At 46.1% G+C, this 17,638-nt stretch carries 13 protein-coding genes; 7 read left to right on the top strand and 6 right to left on the bottom strand.

Annotated features, from left to right (window positions below; genetic code table 11):
• Nucleotides 1-162: 162 nt before the first annotated feature.
• The 3 genes from ACFQ88_RS05165 to ACFQ88_RS05155 all read left to right on the top strand — a co-directional run bounded on the left by ACFQ88_RS05165 (nucleotide 163) and on the right by ACFQ88_RS05155 (nucleotide 2,973).
• Nucleotides 163-429, top strand: coding sequence for a hypothetical protein (locus ACFQ88_RS05165; RefSeq protein ID WP_379452617.1), 267 nt, complete (start codon nucleotides 163-165; stop codon nucleotides 427-429).
• A gap of 1,105 nt (nucleotides 430-1,534) precedes the next feature.
• On the top strand, nucleotides 1,535-1,684 hold the full coding sequence (locus tag ACFQ88_RS05160) for a cold shock domain-containing protein (protein WP_379453584.1): 150 nt from the start codon (nucleotides 1,535-1,537) through the stop codon (nucleotides 1,682-1,684).
• A 254-nt stretch (nucleotides 1,685-1,938) separates the two neighbouring features.
• Nucleotides 1,939-2,973: a phosphotransferase gene (locus ACFQ88_RS05155; protein WP_379452615.1), complete on the top strand. Its 1,035-nt coding sequence runs from the start codon at nucleotides 1,939-1,941 to the stop codon at nucleotides 2,971-2,973.
• A gap of 1,080 nt (nucleotides 2,974-4,053) precedes the next feature.
• Here the strand turns inward: ACFQ88_RS05155 and ACFQ88_RS05150 are convergent.
• Together ACFQ88_RS05150 and ACFQ88_RS05145 are read right to left on the bottom strand one after the other, a co-directional pair.
• Nucleotides 4,054-4,941: a hypothetical protein gene (locus tag ACFQ88_RS05150; protein ID WP_379452613.1), complete on the bottom strand. Its 888-nt coding sequence runs from the start codon at nucleotides 4,939-4,941 to the stop codon at nucleotides 4,054-4,056.
• 100 nt (nucleotides 4,942-5,041) lie between these two features.
• On the bottom strand, nucleotides 5,042-7,933 hold the full coding sequence (locus tag ACFQ88_RS05145) for a hypothetical protein (protein WP_379452611.1): 2,892 nt from the start codon (nucleotides 7,931-7,933) through the stop codon (nucleotides 5,042-5,044).
• Between the two features lie 1,030 nt (nucleotides 7,934-8,963).
• Between ACFQ88_RS05145 and ACFQ88_RS05140 the strand changes: the two genes are divergently transcribed.
• A complete protein-coding gene (locus ACFQ88_RS05140; RefSeq protein ID WP_379452609.1) occupies nucleotides 8,964-12,281 on the top strand; it encodes an S-layer homology domain-containing protein in 3,318 nt (1,105 codons plus the stop codon).
• 239 nt (nucleotides 12,282-12,520) lie between these two features.
• Here the strand turns inward: ACFQ88_RS05140 and ACFQ88_RS05135 are convergent, their stop codons facing one another.
• Entirely contained in the window at nucleotides 12,521-12,889 is a 369-nt protein-coding gene (locus ACFQ88_RS05135; protein ID WP_239624153.1) for a helix-turn-helix transcriptional regulator, read from the bottom strand.
• A 415-nt stretch (nucleotides 12,890-13,304) separates the two neighbouring features.
• Between ACFQ88_RS05135 and ACFQ88_RS05130 the strand changes: the two genes are divergently transcribed.
• From ACFQ88_RS05130 to ACFQ88_RS05120, 3 genes are all read left to right on the top strand, one after another.
• Nucleotides 13,305-13,529, top strand: coding sequence for a hypothetical protein (locus tag ACFQ88_RS05130; RefSeq protein WP_239624150.1), 225 nt, complete (start codon nucleotides 13,305-13,307; stop codon nucleotides 13,527-13,529).
• A 124-nt stretch (nucleotides 13,530-13,653) separates the two neighbouring features.
• The gene (locus ACFQ88_RS05125) at nucleotides 13,654-13,893 is read left to right on the top strand and encodes a glycine zipper domain-containing protein (protein WP_379452606.1); all 240 of its coding nucleotides are present in this window, start codon (nucleotides 13,654-13,656) and stop codon (nucleotides 13,891-13,893) included.
• Between the two features lie 147 nt (nucleotides 13,894-14,040).
• The gene (locus ACFQ88_RS05120) at nucleotides 14,041-14,256 is read left to right on the top strand and encodes a hypothetical protein (protein WP_239624145.1); all 216 of its coding nucleotides are present in this window, start codon (nucleotides 14,041-14,043) and stop codon (nucleotides 14,254-14,256) included.
• Between the two features lie 103 nt (nucleotides 14,257-14,359).
• Here ACFQ88_RS05120 and sdaAA read toward each other — a convergent pair whose 3' ends face one another.
• From sdaAA to ACFQ88_RS05105, 3 genes are all read right to left on the bottom strand, one after another.
• Nucleotides 14,360-15,271: an L-serine ammonia-lyase, iron-sulfur-dependent, subunit alpha gene (gene sdaAA, locus ACFQ88_RS05115; protein WP_379452603.1), complete on the bottom strand. Its 912-nt coding sequence runs from the start codon at nucleotides 15,269-15,271 to the stop codon at nucleotides 14,360-14,362.
• 25 nt (nucleotides 15,272-15,296) lie between these two features.
• Nucleotides 15,297-15,992: an L-serine ammonia-lyase, iron-sulfur-dependent subunit beta gene (gene sdaAB / locus ACFQ88_RS05110; protein ID WP_379452601.1), complete on the bottom strand. Its 696-nt coding sequence runs from the start codon at nucleotides 15,990-15,992 to the stop codon at nucleotides 15,297-15,299.
• A gap of 629 nt (nucleotides 15,993-16,621) precedes the next feature.
• Nucleotides 16,622-17,539, bottom strand: coding sequence for an aldo/keto reductase (locus tag ACFQ88_RS05105; RefSeq protein ID WP_379452599.1), 918 nt, complete (start codon nucleotides 17,537-17,539; stop codon nucleotides 16,622-16,624).
• Nucleotides 17,540-17,638: the final 99 nt, after the last annotated feature.

The following is a 17,638-nucleotide window of genomic DNA, read 5'->3' as shown; positions in this document are numbered from 1 at the left end:
AGTTATGATGTGCAGGGGGGCTTTCTCCCTCCACATCCCCTTTGGTGGACGGAAGGGGGCAATTTCGTCACGCCATTAGCGGGTCTATTTTGAAATCACAATCAAATAATGTGATGAACAACATAATGTGGTATTATTTTATTAAAAGAGAAGGAGGTGGGTATGATCACACTATTTCTTTTAAGCTTGGCTGGATTTTTAGTTATATGGACTGGCATTTTTTTCTTCATAAGGAATCGTACTAAAAAGACAGACATTATTACTGCTGCGAGACCAATTGTTTTAGGAATTTTATTACTTGGAGTAATAGCGATTTTAGTTCAAACCTTTGTATATAAGATTGATTCCCCGAATTGGATATTGCTTTCAATGCTTATGGTCATTGCTTTTACATTTGGTTTGCAAACTTATAAATTGAAAAGAAAGTAGTTTAACCGATCTGTACTGTAATTCCAGTCAATTAAGCGAAAACCACCATCGTAACCAACCTGCAGCTGATCATTGGGTTGTAGAAGACGACACCAAAGGAAATAATATGACTGATCCAATGAGAAACGACGGCAGCTCAGGACAGGAAAGTCCTAGACAGCCGCGTTTTTTTGAATTAGGGGCAGTACCAGCGTAGCTGACACCATACGCAAACGCATGTAAAACACTGGTAAACAGTTGCCGAAAGTGCCGGAAAAGATGAGTATCGGAACAAATCCTAGCTTTCGAACGATCCCGGTACCAGAATATAATGAAATCTATCTCTCAACTCAAAAACTTCGATTGCTTGCAAGCAACCTATCAGAGATAAGATTAGGAACCCGACTTTAGTAGTCGGGCATGGGCAGCCACGCCATCCTCGGTATCGTCGATGGGCGGTATGAACGCCTATCAGTGGGCTGAAGCCTATCCTGACGCTATGGATGGGAGAATGCCTGTAGTGTCTCTACCGATCAAAGTACTAACGACGGACGGAGAAGGACGGAGCGCGCCGGGAATCTGTCACCGGCAGTGGAGCAAGCTATCGTAACGGACCTCGGACGTACGAACAGCCTCGAAGACGAGATCCGGAAAGGCCAGCATGAAGACTAGCACTCAGCTGGGCGAGATCCTCTATCGAGTCAAGAGACGAGCCTCCTTGATGTCGTACGACACAAACATTAGTTTCAAGTAATACAACAAATACTTCCTAATGAGTACGTACCCAGTTTCACAAAATAAACGTGATTTACAACAACTGGAACATTGGAAAAACAGTCACGTACTATTACACAACTCTTGAGGCTTAAAATCTCTAAATTACAGCGCTCTCATTGAGGGCGCTTTACTTGTCGCGGACGACGAAACAACAACTCATCAAACAACAACAACTGTCGGGTGACAAGAACATTATCTCGTTAAATGCCGCGTAAATCGCGGCTTTCTTGTTTTATGGGATAAAGTTCTTGTCAAATTTCAATGACAAGAACTTTATCTCATTCCCGAAATTGATAAGAACATTATCCCATTCCCGACGAATTACATAACATGGTAAACCACCGGCTTCATTCAAAGGGAAAACGGCGACGATGTATTCGTTCATTTTTCTGCCATTCAAGGCGAAGGATTCAAATCTTTGGATGAAGGGCAACGCGTTGAATTCAATGTTGTTAAAGGCCAACGTGGACCTCAAGCGGAGAATGTCGTAAAACTGTAATACTGACATCCAAGCCTGTTCTTGACAATACGTCAAGAGCAGGCTTTTTATTATCTTTTTCCCATGAAGTTACTGAACTAACGTGTACGATAGTTTAATAAATAACTAAGACGCGGCTGCCGGCATATCGGCAGCCGCGTTACGCTAACTGGCAGGCTAGTTTAAATATTAATGAAGCTTTCCCAAATGATATAGGCAAATAATGGTAAAATGGTATCGACTATATGACTATTAGATGAAGAAAGGATGATTAAATGGTCGATCAAAGAAACGATGAATTAAGGAAGTATATCAATATGTTTGGTTTAGATTCGGAGATAATACAATCGATTCTTGAATGTGCTGTTAATAAAAGAATTCGAAGCACTAGGATAAAAGAAATTCGACAAATTGAAGGTAACAACTACGGATACCAGGGAGAAAAAATAATTCCCGTGTTTACATACGAGAGTGAGGCTGGAGAGGTCAGCGAGATTGAAATGTTTGCTAAACGATTAAATAAGATAGAGCTCGGAGAAGAGGCGCACTATCATTACCTTGCTAGTTATGGAGTACCTGTTCCTCGATTTTTTGGTGCTTTTAGGAATGTTTCCGGTGAAGAGATACTATTCATTGAACGATTGTCTAAAATCGGAGCCGATTTTAAGGAGCCGTCAGAATTGAAATTGGCTCTCCGACTTTTAGCTAAAATAAACTCTTTGCCGATATCAGACAAGTATCGTTCCTATTTGCCTCCGAGCCATAAAAGCAAAACCACTGATCTAGATAAAGCGCTCCATCTAGTATGGGAATACGCGGCGAACGGGGAGATCGGAGATGATCTAAAAAATTTTTGTAAAACCCATCCAGTAGCTTTATATTTAAGTAAAGCAGAAACGTTCAGACGTGCTACCGAAGATCTAAATTTTGGTCTCATTCATGATGATTTTCATAAAGGCAATATTGGATTTAATACGAATGGGGAGATAGTCATTTTTGACCTGAATTCGATGAGTTGTGGACCGCGATTTTGGGATATCGCCCGAATATACGGATCGATGCCTAAAGAACGTTATTCCGAACTGGTTCAAGGTTATTTATTCGAATATCTAGCACTAAATAACATTAATTTATCAGAAGCAGTTTTTTTTGAGGAATTAGACATTCTGCATAACTTAAAAAGAATGACCTATGTTAAGATATATCTTAACTGGAGTCTATCTGGAAAAAATGGAATGAAGTTACCATTAGAGGAAGGGAAGAAGTATCAGCAAAGAATTTTACTCAATACTTTAGCTTCATTTTTGTAAATCATTTATTACCGTTGGTCTCCGATTATGTAAGTTAATCGCTCCGCTAACGGGTACGATAGTTCAAAATCTGACGACAGCCGGTTCATAAAGACCGGCTGTTTTTTCGTTAAAGGAACAGGGAAAATGTATGTAACTAAGCGAAGGTTATGAACGTCTAAAACACATGGATTAACTTTAATACTCCATATGTTCTAGCCTGGAGTGTGAACCTATGAATAGAAAGTTTATTGTTACTTGCTTGTTATTTATGATAAGACGTGGTTGTCGGAATCGATCGGCAGCGCATTAAGCTAACGTAACGTAGTTCAACAACAATTCAGAGAATTAGATTTAATAGGGATGGGGGAGGAAAAGTGAAAAATATAAATCAATTCGGTTTATCTGTCATTTCAATAATTATTACTTTAATTGGATTCTTGAAATTATCCAATAGTGTCCAACAAGCCAGAGACTCAACAGGTGAATATATAAGGTCGGTAGGAGGTAGTTTAGATACAAACACGGCTCTAACTATTACTGAGGGATATATAGTCTCCAATGTTGTGACAGGTGGAGTCATGTTCTTTATAGGTCTGTTTTTTCTCTGTTTATCTTTTTATTTAATTTTCAAGAAATTAAGCTAACGGGTACGATAGCTTATTAAACAACTAAGACACGGCTTTCGGCATTGATCTGCAGTCGAGGTTGTGCAATGAGCAAGATCTCGTGGTTATTGCTCGAATAATTCTGAGTTACTACGATTCAAAGGGGGGATAATCATGGGCTATAAATCACAGATTGTAATAGAGATAAGTATGAATCTAGCACGATTCATTTATACAAAAACTTATTGACTTAGCCGACTTTCAGACATATGTACAAAATACGGGTTTTGTGCAAATGTAAAAATCATCCAAACCCCAAAATATTATATTTTTGGGGTTTTGGATTTTTAATTGTTTTGAGAGTTAATTTTAATAAATTATGTTTTTTCAATGTGTTTTGTTTGTGTTTTGTTTGTGTTTTGTTTGAGTTAATTTTCGTTAATAATGTTTTCCATTAATTATGTTTTTTCATTAATTATTTTTTTTCATTAAATTACTTTAAAACAACTCGCACTGGCCCATACAAACCGCCGGTCGGAAATGCAGCTTGCCATTCGGGCCGATGCTCGCGATCCCAATATGTCACCGCCGGATTGGCTCCGACCAAGCTGGTTGGGCGGCCTTTCTCATAATGAGTACCCAGTGTGTTAGTTACACGAATACGAAGCCGATGCGTCCCGGCCGATATTGATCCTAGCATGAATCGATACGGTCTCCACACACGGATACCGATCGGCTTGCCATCAAACCATACCTCAGCTGTGCCTCTGACATGACCAAGCTCAAGCGTTGCTTCACTTGCTTCAGATAAGTGAAGCGTCGTTTCATACTCTACAGCTCCGCTATGATGCGGAAGCTGCAGTGCCGTACGCCAGTCGCCAAGCTTCCCCTCATAAGGAACGACATCAAAACGTACAGGACCACTTAGAACAGCCGCTTCCGTCTGTGTTCCCTCTGGTTCGATCCTTACGGCTGCGATTGTCCCTGCTGCTTGTGGCGGAAATGAAGCCCTTCCTCCGGCAAAAGGCACTTCTTGGCCGTCAATCCAAACGCTCACTCGCCCCTGCCCTGTCGTCTCCAGACGCATACCGCATGCACCGACTGGAAGTGGAAATCGCAGCCATACAGGTTGGCCTATGGAAGCTAAGTCCGCTGCAAAAGACACAGGCGGTGAAACGGGTACAGACTCCGGCATAAGCCAACCTACGCCAGGCAATGGATGCGGACGAGGATTGATCCATAGCGATTCCGTTTCTGCAAAATGCAGCACGTTTTTATGTAAAATACCAGGAGCTTCCCCACGTTCATCTTTCCAATCAAGTCCAGTGCAGAAGGACAAGGAACTTCCATCCAATAGCTCAATTCGCCCATCGGCGAGCACTACGCCCTCACCTTCCGGCATCAGGAACCTAACGACATTTTCACCTTCGCGACAAAATTCGGTAACGTCTACCTCCTCTTGACCTTGCCGTATGTATGGATTAAAGTCTCCGTGCTCCGAAACATGTACGCCATTCACCTCGAGGACAACTCGGCCCCTTGCCGCGAATACAAGCTGGACCTTCCGGACCTTTGCTGCCGGCAGGGATTGTCAATGATTTTTGCAAACTGGCGTTTGGATTCGGATTGCTTACGTACAGCCATTTCGGCAGCGATTCGCTTAAAGTCTCATTGATCTCAAACCCCGCACGAATCAAACCGTTTGAAAGCGCTTCGGCTTTGATCAAGAACATATTTGGCCCTTCCTTCAGATCGATCCATGCTGTTTTCTCTTCAGGTCCGCCGCTCCATGCAATCGGACAGTCGTTTACCCAGCCTATGATTTCGGCGTTGCTCTCCACACGCACTCCATAGCGTCCAGCCTTAGGGGCTACTGCGTGAGTATGTGCCCAAACCGTCTCTCCTTTTACAGCGTCACCCAAATGAAGGTAACGTCTCGGAACGCGCCCCATCCGACCTGCCCACGATCGAAACGCCAAATCCCCGAAAATATTGCTGTAGACAAGCGGCTTTGCTTCCGATGGCTGGAACGAATCTCCCTTGTATACATGCCAATAGACAGACTCGCTCCATAACCGTTCATCCCAGTCCGAATCATCATAAGCAGGTAAATGCCAGCCGTTCCCGATTCCCGAATCCCCATCACGCTCCGTGCGTACCTGCATAACGCGTCTTTCCGGCGGCATGATACCACGTTGGGTGCTATGCAGATCGAAATCTCCATACCGGTTGTCCAGTGTAGATTCTACCCGAACTCGCCAGTTCTCCTCCAATAGGATCGTTCGTCCGGCATTGACCGGCCACTCTCCAGGTTGCGCTGGGAAACGCATAGCCAATGGCTGTGAAACAGCCTCTTTTAATCCTTCCGGTATTCTGGTTACATCGGCGGCAGTTCTAAAAGGACAAACGATTAACGCAGCAGGCCAATCGCTAAATCCAGCTTCCACCCGAATCCACTCGCCTTCACGGATGTAAGGTATCGGCTCCATGCGTCCGCTGACAGGATCCCAGAGCTCAGGCACGCCGGACGTCAAAAGCCGATACTCCGCACGGTCCAGCAGCATCGTTGACTCATCCGCGGGCTGGTGCATTCGAAGCAGCTTGCCATCCTCGGGGAGCAGCAGGAAGACGTCGGCCTCATCCGTGCTCCGCTGTAGCGACATACCCGGTCCCTCCACTCGCTTGGGCAAGCGTTCCTCAATAATTGCCGCCATCTCTTCTGCTGTTTGAACAAAAATGGCTCCCGGCAGCGAAGATTTTTCCACCTCTGGCACCATTACTCCTATAACTAAGCCGCCTTGCTCCAACATACGGTTCACTTGCCGGGATGCTTCTGCATCCATGATAGTCGTACCGCACAATACCAGAACGGAGAATGCCTCATTCGAAATAGCGAGCCGTCCGTTTTGAACATCGGCTTGCTGCAAAATCGAGTCGTCGACTACGTCAAAATCCAGATGCCTGCTACGCAGAACGCCAGGACGCATGGCTGTATCACGTCGGTTTACAGTCCCTGTAACTTCCAAATATACCTCACGGAGGTGCGCCACTTTCTTATTCGGGTCTCGGTTCGAAGCAGCCATGGGATGCTCACGGGGCTTGATATCATCCAAAGACAAATACCCTACAACAGCATAGGAAGGATAATGAACGGCAATATCGCATACATGCGAGCCAACGCTTAGCAGACTGCACACACGACTCACCGTATCTGCAAAAATGCCGTAATGCTCAAAGTAAGGCTGTCTCCACCCGGTATCGGGCGGTGCCCACTCCCACCATCCTCCTCGAGTCGAGTAGTACACTGCGTGCGGGCTGAATAGTGTAACCCCTGCTTGAAGGAACGGAATGAGCCAATGCATCGTCTCTTCGAAAGTTCCGCCCCAGCCGCTGGAATGAAATGCTTCCAGCCAGACTCTGGTGCCTCCATTCAAATGGACCATGGACGAATGAGGTTTGATTTCCCCTTCCATATCCGCTCCTGGAGCGTTGTACCAGCGATGGGTGCGGAAATAGTCCAGGTAGAGCCGTTGAGCGGCATGAAGATCAACTCGGCGTGCAGGGCCGGCCTGATCGCATCCTATGAGCATGCCGTATTTGCGGTGCCAATTTCCAAGTGGAATAAACAGCGCTTGCTCGGCCAGCTCCGCTGCAATGCGATAAACCCGGCGGCGAACTTCATCAGCTCCTGGTTCATCATCGAATAAAGCCGGCAGGAGCGTGATGACGTCCTCCCCGAATAGCTCGGCATACCGTATAGGTACATCCGGCGACCATAAGGGTAATGGCGGCAGTTCATCCTGAAAGCTGCCGGCAATCGTCTTCCCTAGATCATTGGGAAATCGCCGCTCCATTTCACCATGTACCCGGTCCAGCATTGCCGCAGAGGCATGAGGATCCAGCCAGTTAAAGCCCTGTCGAACCGCCGCATAGCGGTAGGCTTGCGTTTCAAGCAACAGCTGCGCGCCTTCCGGAAGCTCTTCCTCAGGCAAATAACGGCGCAAATGATACCCGGAAAACTCGGGATTAGAGGCAACTAAACGCGCCAGCTCGTTGGCTCCTGAAAATCCGATCTGATCGTAAAACCAAAGTCGCATACCGAGCCGTTCCGCTTCGCGCAAAGCCACCTCGAAGAGAACCCACCAGTCGTCGCTCATAAAAACCGGACTGTCTCCACAAGATCCGTACTGCGGACCGGTTGGCGCCAGATGAATGATGCCAATGTTGCGCAGCCCGCCTTCGCGAAACTTTTGAAGCTGCCATCGAATCCTTTCCTCTGTGACTTCCTCACCGCTCCACCACCAGAATGGCACTGGACCGAAATGCGGATCCGGAATAGCAAACCGTGTCTGCAGCTCCTTAATCGCTGTCATGACAATATCTCCTCCCTCGATCTCTAACGCTATTACAAAACGATCATTAGCCACAGAAATGACCTGTCCATCACGATAATTATCACTATCATCCTAACTATCCAGCTGGAGACGAAATGAATATCCAACTATTATCCTAATTTTGTGCAAGCCTCTTGCTGCGATAACGCGTACAAAGCATATTAAACATTATATGTTGTATACATCAATATGTAAATCCTGTTTTTACCATGCATAACACCGGATCGGCTTGAGAAACCGGACATCCTTTTGTAACACCAAAAATTGGTATTAATCGAAATAGGTGGAGTCAATTTCCTAATCAATTTTAATTCTTCTATCAGCCTTATATTAACTAAAGACTGCTTGTCACCTGCACTTACGCTGTAAAGATCCTTTTAAGGGAGATGAATCCGTTTGTTAATTCCGGATTGGACTATTAATGAACAATGTTCAATTAACCTCATGTCTACCCCATCACGAATAAACCTGCGTTTAATTGCCGGATCCTCACCAGATAGCCGATAGTCCGGTCCACTGACACGAATAGGATAACTTGCCTCTTCCCTCTTTCATACAATGGCTGCTTTAGCTTTCTTTGTGCAATTGGTTTTCAGCTTTAACAGTTATTACGAATCCGCTTGAAAGCCCCCGACTGGAACTAAATGTAAATAGCCGCTTCATTACCTTGTACGTTAGTCAACTTACTTTATTTGTACAAAGTTAATATCGATTTGTTTTAAATTAACTTGTTTTAAAAATTAAAAATTGTATATTGTAAACGCTATCATTTGTAATTTATTATTACAAGCAAAAGAATTATGAAAACAAGCTGCATGCATTTACCTCTTCTACCCGACGATGCCTGCACTTTATTCATAGATACAAAAGACGCAAAGGAGGACACGCAGGCATAGCATTTTTCTACATAAGCAGTGAATGGATTATTCAAAAATAAAGAAAAAGCAAGTACATACTGGATGGAGCGGTAGTATACATTGACATCATTTTTAATGGAGGGGTCATTTCAATGAAGAATTTCTTTTCTGCAGTTTTGTCGTTAAGCATGGCATTCTCGATGTTACCTATCGCAGCTTTGGCTGCGGACGCACCGAAGGATTCTACAGCGTTCAGCGATCTGAAAGACTTGGATGCAGCTACAAAAGCAAAGTATGATGACATGCTGAAAGCAGGCATTTTTAACGGGATCGAGGAAGGCAAGTTCGGTCTGAAGGAGAAAATGAACCGTGCGCAATTCGCCAAGGTAGCTGCCCTCGTGTTCCAGCTCAAAACCGATGCATCGCTCAAAAAGTCGACGTTTCAAGACGTTACTTCAGACGATCCGGCTAACGGGTATGCTCTACCCTTCATCGAGGCAATTTACAAGGCCGGCATTACGGATGGCTATGCAGAGGGCTTGTTCAATCCAAGCGGTGAAGTGACGAAGGAGCAGCTTGCTGCTTTCCTCGTTAAAGGGCTGAAGCTGGACGAGAAAGTCAAAGCATCTGCAGGCGTTAAGGACGATACCGTATCCGATTGGGCTAAAGGCTATGTAGCTGTTGCCATTGACCTGAAGCTGATGGTTAACGGAGCGAACGGGAAATTTGACGGAACCACCCCTGCCACTCGCGATTTGCTTGTGCTCTCCGCTTATGAAGCCAAAAAGCAGCTTGCTTCTGCTGCCAAACCGGAGGTAGTCACCAAAGTATCGATCAACAAAGCCGAAGTGACAGGAGCCAAAACGATCAAGGTCACTCTGAACGGAGCGATTGCAGATACATCCAAGCTGACGGTCGGCGTTACCCGTGGATCTACCAAGATCGAAGCCAAGCCAAAATGGAACGACAATAAAAACGAGGTTGAATTGACGCTCGATACCAAAATGACGGAAGGCGTCTACAACGTGAAGCTCGAAGCCGTTAAGGACGGAGGCTTAACCGTTGATAAAGGCTCTGCAGACGTAACCGCACAAACCGAGAAATTAACGAAGCTGGAATTTACAACGGCTTCTGACACGATAGCATTGGGCAAAGAGGTCGTTATCGCGTTCCGTGCTTTGAACCAATACAATGAGCAAACCGATTTGCCGGCAGCGCGATTCGACATTCGCGTGAATTCAGATCTTACGGTAAAGGCTTCTAACGTGGAGCAATCATTCACCATAAACACGTCGGATTTGGAACGCAATGATGTCATTTCCGTTACGGTCTTAACTCCTGAGAAAACCGTACAGGCCAACAAAACGTTCAAGATTGGAGACAAGCAGCTGGTATCGAAGGTTGAGCTGGGTGAATTGAAGCTGATCAGTGGCAAGAAGAAGCTCGAAGCCGGAGACAAAGCCTATCTGGACTACAAAGCGTATGACCAATATGGAATGCTGGTAACTGAGCTGGATTTATTGCGTGATCAAACCAACTTGTTGGTGTCTGATGCGGACGCAATACTCGATGGCACGATTACGGAAAACGGCATCAAGATCGACAAAGGCTTCGGCTTCTTTGAAGACGAGGATAGCGATAACCGACCTGATCTTATTATTAGAACCGCTTCCGCCAATCCGGACATGCTGCCTGGCGAGCATGAAGTTACCTTTTCCGTAATGCCTTCCAGCGGACAAACCGCTACGAAAAAAGTGCAAATCGTATCAAGCGATGTGCCATTCGATATCAGCTTTGGCAAGCCAAGCGCCGCCTCGATAGCTTGGGGTGACGAGGACGTCTACCTCCCTGTCATTGTAAAAGATAAAAACGGCAAGGAATTATCCATTGACGATATTGTCAGATTTGCAAACGAAATTCGTATTGATGATTCCGGTTCTGCCCGAGTGAAAATAAGCAGATCTATTGAAACCGAAGGCGTAGGCAGAGGCAAAATTAAAATTGGCGGGCTTGAAGGCTCCAGGGAAAACGATGAAAAAGCAGGAACGCTGACTATTACGGCGACGATTGAGAAGAACAACAAGTCGGCTACTTTCAGTACTTGGATTGGGGAAAAACGCTATCCGAACCAAGTGTACGTATCTTCCGAGCCGAAACCGCTCATGGTTCCGTCCCTTACTCCGTTGTACGTCAGTACTGACAATATGATTACTGAAAACAAAATGAAGCTGAAATTTAAAGACCAATACGGCGATGATTTCGATAAGGACTACACAGGCTACGAGGTCGATATCAGCTACGAACAAATTTCCGGAACCGTAACGAACGCCGTGTACTTTACCAAAGGCTCTCTAACAAGCACAACCGCACCTACATGGCAGTGGGATACGGATAAGGCTTCACCGAATCATAAGATTACTTTCGTTGGTGACGATACTCGCGCAGACGGGTACTCCGCATCCAAAACGTCCGTTAAATCGATCCGTGATGCCGACTTAACCTTCACACCGATCACAGGCGACGATAACGTAGGCGAGTATAAAATGACGGCTACGCTGTTCAAGATGGACGGCAAGAGCAGAAACGAAATGTCTTCTGTATCCCGTGAAGTCGAGCTGTTGAACTCCAAGGATGCAGAGAAAGTGACGTATGAGGTCAAAGCATTTGCCAACGGATTGTTCGCAACGAATGACTTGTATTTGGGTGCGTTCGAAGCCGGCGCTGTCGCGTCTGACTTATCTAAATTAGCTTTGCCTGGATTGGTCGCACCGACTTCCGAGGCCGATGCGATGGCCAACTGGTTTGCCGGCAAAATTGAAGTTTCCGCTAAAAACAGTAAAGGCGAAAATGTCGGTTTGCCTAACAACCTGATTCAAGGTGTATCCACTACAAACAAATTCGCTGTACCGGTAGCTCGACCTAAATCGGATTCCCTTGCCTTCGATACCATTGCCCTTCGCGGTGTGGAAGAAGGAACGACTAATGTTGCCGTTACCTTCCGCAATGGACATAAGCCATACAATCTGTCGAATGTTCAAGTGAAGAAGGATGCACTGAACGTGGCTTCCTTCACATTAGCGGAGAATGGAAAATCAAAAACGGTCTGGTTATCCCTGCTCAACAACTTGTCGATCCATTCCGGAGATTCCGTTGCTAACGGCGTAACTCAATTGAAGAAGACGCTTGGCGACATAAAGCTTAAAGACCAGTATGGAGCGTTTGAATTCAAAAACTATTCCGTATACCGTGCAGCTGATTTGTTCGGTACCCGCTTCAGCATTAATAATGCCAAATGGTCGGATCCAGCAAATCCAGGAACCATTGAGATCGTTGTCGACAAAAAAGCCGGAACCGCCGTATACAAATACGTACCGGGAGCAGGCGGCAGCCAGATCGTTTCCTTTACCGTTATGGCTACAAGCGGAAGTATCACGCAAACGGTCGACGTATTCACGGATCGTACGAAATAAAAGAAGCAGCAGCATGATTCATCGACCACAGACTGTAGAGATGTGACATAACAGAACAGAGAGCTGAGCTGACGTCGATACTTATCGGCGTCAGTTTTTTTACACCTATTCCGGATCCGTGTCGAAGCATAACAAAAATAAAATACACCTTTGAGAATATCCATCAGGTCACCTGGAGGTTTCCAATGTCCATTCAAAAAGGTGCATTATGGTTTTGAGAAAGACAGTATGTATGGGGGTTATATGCTCCCCGCTTCCCTTGAATCCTTACGGAAATGGCCGGGAGTTAATTCCGTGCTTTTTTTGAAGGCTCGGATGAATGACACTACATGGGTATACCCTACTTGCCAGGCAATTTCCTGAATGGAGTCGGAGGACATAGCCAATTTCTTCATCGATAACTCGATCCGTAATCGTGTAACGTAGTCAATGAACTTCTCTCCTGCTCCCTCCTTGAACATTCGGCTGAATTGTACCGGGTTCATGGAAAAGTGATGGCTGATTTGCTTCAAAGATAAATTAGGATCCGTAAGGTGATCATCAATGTACTTTTTAGCATCATCAATCCATGGCAACGTTTTAGGTATATCCATTAGAATGGATTCCAATAAATAGATACCCCCTTCTTTTTATTTGCTTTATTACTTTTAAAAAGTAAGCGCTATCATTCAATGTTAAATTTTTGCTCTTTAAGGATAGTATACCAGATTATTCGTAAAAAAAGTTTAGTTTGAGTCCCTAAAAATGTTGTTATATTACGAAAATTCACATTTTTTTTACAAGTATAACATTTAATTTTGAAGTAAAAAATCTGTTTTGTGTATGGTTTAGTAAGCAAAGTAATTATGATTATGCTATCCTCTTAATCAATTTCATAATGAAACTGAAAACATTCTGAACGCTCTACCCTGTTAGCAGGCGAAATTGTCCCTATAAGAACATTTGTTCGCTAGAATAAAAGATAAACCTGCTGAAAATGATAAACAGGTCTTCAGACAACATTCATTTCGAGGAGGAACAACTATGACTCAGCAACAAGTCGACGTAAATTCATTAAAGAAAGCCGAAGCAATCGCTTCTCTGGCTAAGGATTGTATTACACAAGCCATTGAGCAATCGTCCGCTAACCAAATCCTATGTGAAGAAGCATTAAAGCAGGCGTCCAATGAAATTGCCCAAGCCCAAACGTTAATCAGTCAGGTACAATCATCTTTCCAGGCAGCACAAGCCACATCGTCCAAAGGATAAGAACTGCCTATTTATTTTATGCTGACTTCATAATTTTTATAAAGAATGGTTCTGTTTCATATGGACAAAATAAGCATTGAGACTGAGTGATCATGGTCTATTACTAAGAGAAGGAGTGATTTCGATGGCTAAACACAATGATCGCAATCAACACGAAGCAGAGGATCTCGATTCAGCGAATATGGCTGATGTCGATGCAGGTGAAGCGGTAGGTACTGTAGGCGGTGGAGCCGTAGGCGCTATTGTAGGTTCCGCATTTGGACCTGTCGGCACTGTTATTGGCGGAATCGCCGGTGCAGCGCTTGGCAATAAAGCGGGCGACAGTGTTGACAATAACACGGATGCCTCTGATCGGAACGAGTAACAGAGCAGTGGAAAAATGCAGGGTATCGTTGAATTATGGTGCCCTGCTCTTTTTTCTTACATAGCGTTCATTCCAAAAAAATGAATCATAATACATACACATTATGATCATATTAACGATGTTGTATACTCGAAGGAGGTTTATGAAATGGCTGATCAACCATCCAACGGACAAGAACAGAGCGCACGGACTAAAGCCCAAAATGCTATGAACCATGCACTTCATGCCCTTAACGAAGCAAGACATAGCAACGTGAATCAAGACAGAGAAGTTCAAGCGGCGAAAGAACAGCTTTATAAAGCTCGTCTCGAACATATGCAGGCGAACCATTCGGATAGCCAAGATCAAGGTACTCTATCTTAGCTCATGTCTTCAACTAGCAAAAAGGTCATCCCGTCAGCAGATTGATTTCTGCCATGAGATGACCTTCTTCCCCATTGCAGCTTTGTTAAGTGTCTTACTAAGTTTATTCGGAATCGGGGTCGGGATCTGACGGGTCGTCACTGTCTGGAAACAGCTCCTTCATTATCCGTTTGCCTGTTGGCGTAGCTGCGAGTCCTCCCCGCGCCGTTTCCCTGTATTTCTCCGACATGTCGCTTCCTACCTCCAGCATAGCGTCGATCACCTCGTCGGACGGAATGACGCTGCGAACTCCGGCCAGCGCCATATCCGACGCCGTAATCGCCGACACGGCCCCGAAGCCATTACGCACAATGCAGGGAACCTCAACCAAGCCGCCGACGGGATCACAGACAAGGCCGAGCGAATTTTTGAGCGCCAGTCCGACTGCGTGAACCGACTGCTCCGGCGTACCTCCGCGAAGCTCGGTTAATGCGCCCGCAGCCATAGCGACCGCGGAGCCGATCTCCGCTTGGCAGCCCCCTTCGGCGCCGGAGACGAACGACCGGTTGGCGATAATATACCCAAGTCCCGCAGCGGTAAATAGCCCGTGCGTCATCCATTCGTCCGTCCAGCCAAAATGCTCCTGAGCGCTGACGAAGACGCCTGGGATGACCCCGCATGAGCCTGCCGTCGGCGTCGCGACGATGCGCCCCATACTCGCATTCACTTCCGAAACCGCGAGCGCGCTCGCCAGCGCCCGGCCGGCAACCGGTCCAAGCAGGCCGAGTCCTGTATCGTGTAAGTTCCGTACCCGCTTAGCGTCGTTCCCCGTCAAGCCGCTGTGCGAAAGTGTATCCTGCGTTAACCCGCGGGACACCGCCTCTTTCATAATCCGATAATAGGCGAGCATCTTCTTCAACTCGCTCTCAGCCGATCGTCCCGATTCCTGAGATTGCTCCTCGATCACCAGACGGTGTATCGGCTTGCCTTCCTCACGACATAACTGCGTAAGCTTCTGAAGCGTATCGAATCTCATAAGCCACCCCAGACGATAAAATAGTTTAATTATCGGAATTCCCGGAATCGGTGCGGTCCGATAAATCGAACGTAACCGCGCGGGTAACGCCTTTCACCCGGCGTACCGCTTCCACCAGCTCGATCGGGAAAACGGCGTCCGCTTCGATCACCGTTAGAGCATCCCCGCTTCGCCGGTTTCGATCCACATCCATGAACCCGATGTTGATTCCATATCGGCTGAACCACCGGGTCAAGGCAGCCAGCAAGCCGACCTTATCGGAATGCCAGATTACCATGGTCGGATACGCGGCGCTAAACCGAACGTCGAACCCGTCGACGTTCACGATCTCAACGTTACCCCCTCCGATGGACGTGCCGGTGATTTGCATGACACGGTCTTTGGCCGACATGCGAATTTGCGCTGTATTCGGATGAGGAGCCATGCCTCTTCCCTTGCGGAATTCTATATGCAGTCCATGCTGCTCTGCCAAGGAAAGCGACTGCGGGATGCGTGAATCGTCAGTTGCCCATCCGAGCAGTCCTGCAGCGATGGCTGCGTCCGTACCGTGCCCGCGTCCCGTATCTGCAAACGATTGATATAGCGCTACATCGGCTTGTTCCGGCTGCTCCCCGAAAAGATGTCTCGCAATCAAGCCTATGCGCAGAGCACCGGCTGTATGCGAGCTGGAGGGACCGATCATATCCGGTCCGATAATAGAGAATAGGTCCTTGAAGCGCATCGCCAGCGCCTCCTTTGTACAATCTTATGGACAGCAAGGCATATATCTTTTCCAAATGTTCCGCCAATAGGATAGTCGATTGTGGACAGCCCCTTCCACATATTGATCATGCTCTCATTACTATCATATCGCCATCGGACAATTAAGGACAAATCTTTAATTTGTCTTTAATTCAACAGGCTCTACGACCTTCTTGCAGGATCAGAACGTACAGTAGACCGAGCTACAAAAAAAGCATCTGCGATAAAACGCGGACGCCTTGTAAGATACATATCGTTTCTATATATCAACTATATAAAGAATGACAAGCCTTTTAACAGCAGTCTTTGATGGTAGACCTTCCCCTCTTCCGGAGACAGGTTCAGCCCATTTTTCCCCGATAAACTCCAATTCAAGTATAGCTTCAATGAAGTCATTCTTCTTATATTATAGAGGATATGCAGCTCCTCAAAAAACGGAACCTCCCGTACAGTGATCCCAGCTGCTGCTGTATACTCGTGTAAATATAGCTGAATCAGCTGCGGAGATTATGGAAATTAATTAGTATTCCAAAAATGAAAAAAGCAGTCTCTGATCCATAAAGACCAGAGGCTGCTTGAATTCATAAGAAACTATTAGCACAACCCAACTTAAGGGAGGATGTTGCCTGCCGCCCGGTAAATTTCATACCATTCCTGACGTGTTAAATGGACATCGCTTGCTTTACAGCAATCGATCAACCGCTCGAGGCTCATAGTCCCAGTCACCGGTTGCATGCGTGCTGGATGGCGCAACAGCCACGCCATCGCAATAGTCGTATTGCTCACTTCATATTTGGCCGCGATCTCGTCGATCTTCTTGTTCAGTTCAGGGAACTCGTCGCTTCCGAGGAACACGCCTTTGAAGAATCCGTATTGGAACGGCGACCACGGTTGAATGGTGATATCGTTTAGTCGGCAATAATCAAGCACGCTGCCGTCACGGCTCACAGCGGAATCGTTCTCCATGTTCACATTGACACCGTTCGTAATCATGGTAGCGTTGGTGATGCTTAATTGAAGCTGGTTGGCTACAATCGGCTGCTTCACAAACTTCTTCAGCAGTTGAATCTGCATCGGATTCTGATTGGAAACGCCGAAGTGGAGTACTTTCCCCGAGCTTTCCAGCAGGTCGAAAGCTTCAGCAACCTCTTCCGGCTCGACCAGAGCATCCGGACGGTGCAGGAGCAAAATATCCAAATAATCGGTTTTCAAACGCTTCAGAATGCCGTCCACCGATTCCAGAATATGCTCCTTGGAGAAGTCGAACATGCCCTTCCGAATACCGCATTTGGATTGCAGGATGATGTTCTCGCGAATATCGTCGTTCATATGGATCGCATCGGCAAATATTTCTTCGCAAGTGCCGCCGCCGTAAATGTCCGCATGATCGAAGAAATTCGCCCCTTGCTCCAACGCAGTCTGGACAAAACGCTCGGCTTCACTTCCGCTCAGCGATTTGATTCTCATGCAGCCTACCGCAATAACCGGAACTTCTAAGGAACTGGTTCCCAGCTTAATCGTTCTCATTGCATCATCCATCCTCTCGATTGATTACTTTGCGCCCATATGTAAGCTAGCAAAATATGCTATCATTTATCATTCTCTCATATCTTTACAACCGTTTTC

Source organism: Paenibacillus sp. NPDC056579, assembly GCF_042793215.1.
Classification (GTDB): Bacteria; Bacillota; Bacilli; order Paenibacillales; family NBRC-103111; genus Paenibacillus_S.
Note: the sequence above shows the minus strand (reverse complement) of the source record. Positions and strands in the feature narration are given on the sequence as shown.

What these genes read in the sequence shown, in the direction of transcription:
- ACFQ88_RS05155 (WP_379452615.1), top strand. Translation starts at nt 1,939, where the DNA reads ATGGTCGATCAAAGAAACGATGAATTAAGGAAGTATATCAATATGTTT.
- sdaAB (WP_379452601.1), bottom strand. Translation starts at nt 15,992, where the DNA reads ATGCGCTTCAAGGACCTATTCTCTATTATCGGACCGGATATGATCGGT.
- sdaAA (WP_379452603.1), bottom strand. Translation starts at nt 15,271, where the DNA reads ATGAGATTCGATACGCTTCAGAAGCTTACGCAGTTATGTCGTGAGGAA.
- ACFQ88_RS05120 (WP_239624145.1), top strand. Translation starts at nt 14,041, where the DNA reads ATGGCTGATCAACCATCCAACGGACAAGAACAGAGCGCACGGACTAAA.
- ACFQ88_RS05145 (WP_379452611.1), bottom strand. Translation starts at nt 7,933, where the DNA reads ATGACAGCGATTAAGGAGCTGCAGACACGGTTTGCTATTCCGGATCCG.
- ACFQ88_RS05140 (WP_379452609.1), top strand. Translation starts at nt 8,964, where the DNA reads ATGAAGAATTTCTTTTCTGCAGTTTTGTCGTTAAGCATGGCATTCTCG.
- ACFQ88_RS05105 (WP_379452599.1), bottom strand. Translation starts at nt 17,539, where the DNA reads ATGAGAACGATTAAGCTGGGAACCAGTTCCTTAGAAGTTCCGGTTATT.
- ACFQ88_RS05165 (WP_379452617.1), top strand. Translation starts at nt 163, where the DNA reads ATGATCACACTATTTCTTTTAAGCTTGGCTGGATTTTTAGTTATATGG.
- ACFQ88_RS05125 (WP_379452606.1), top strand. Translation starts at nt 13,654, where the DNA reads ATGGCTAAACACAATGATCGCAATCAACACGAAGCAGAGGATCTCGAT.
- ACFQ88_RS05130 (WP_239624150.1), top strand. Translation starts at nt 13,305, where the DNA reads ATGACTCAGCAACAAGTCGACGTAAATTCATTAAAGAAAGCCGAAGCA.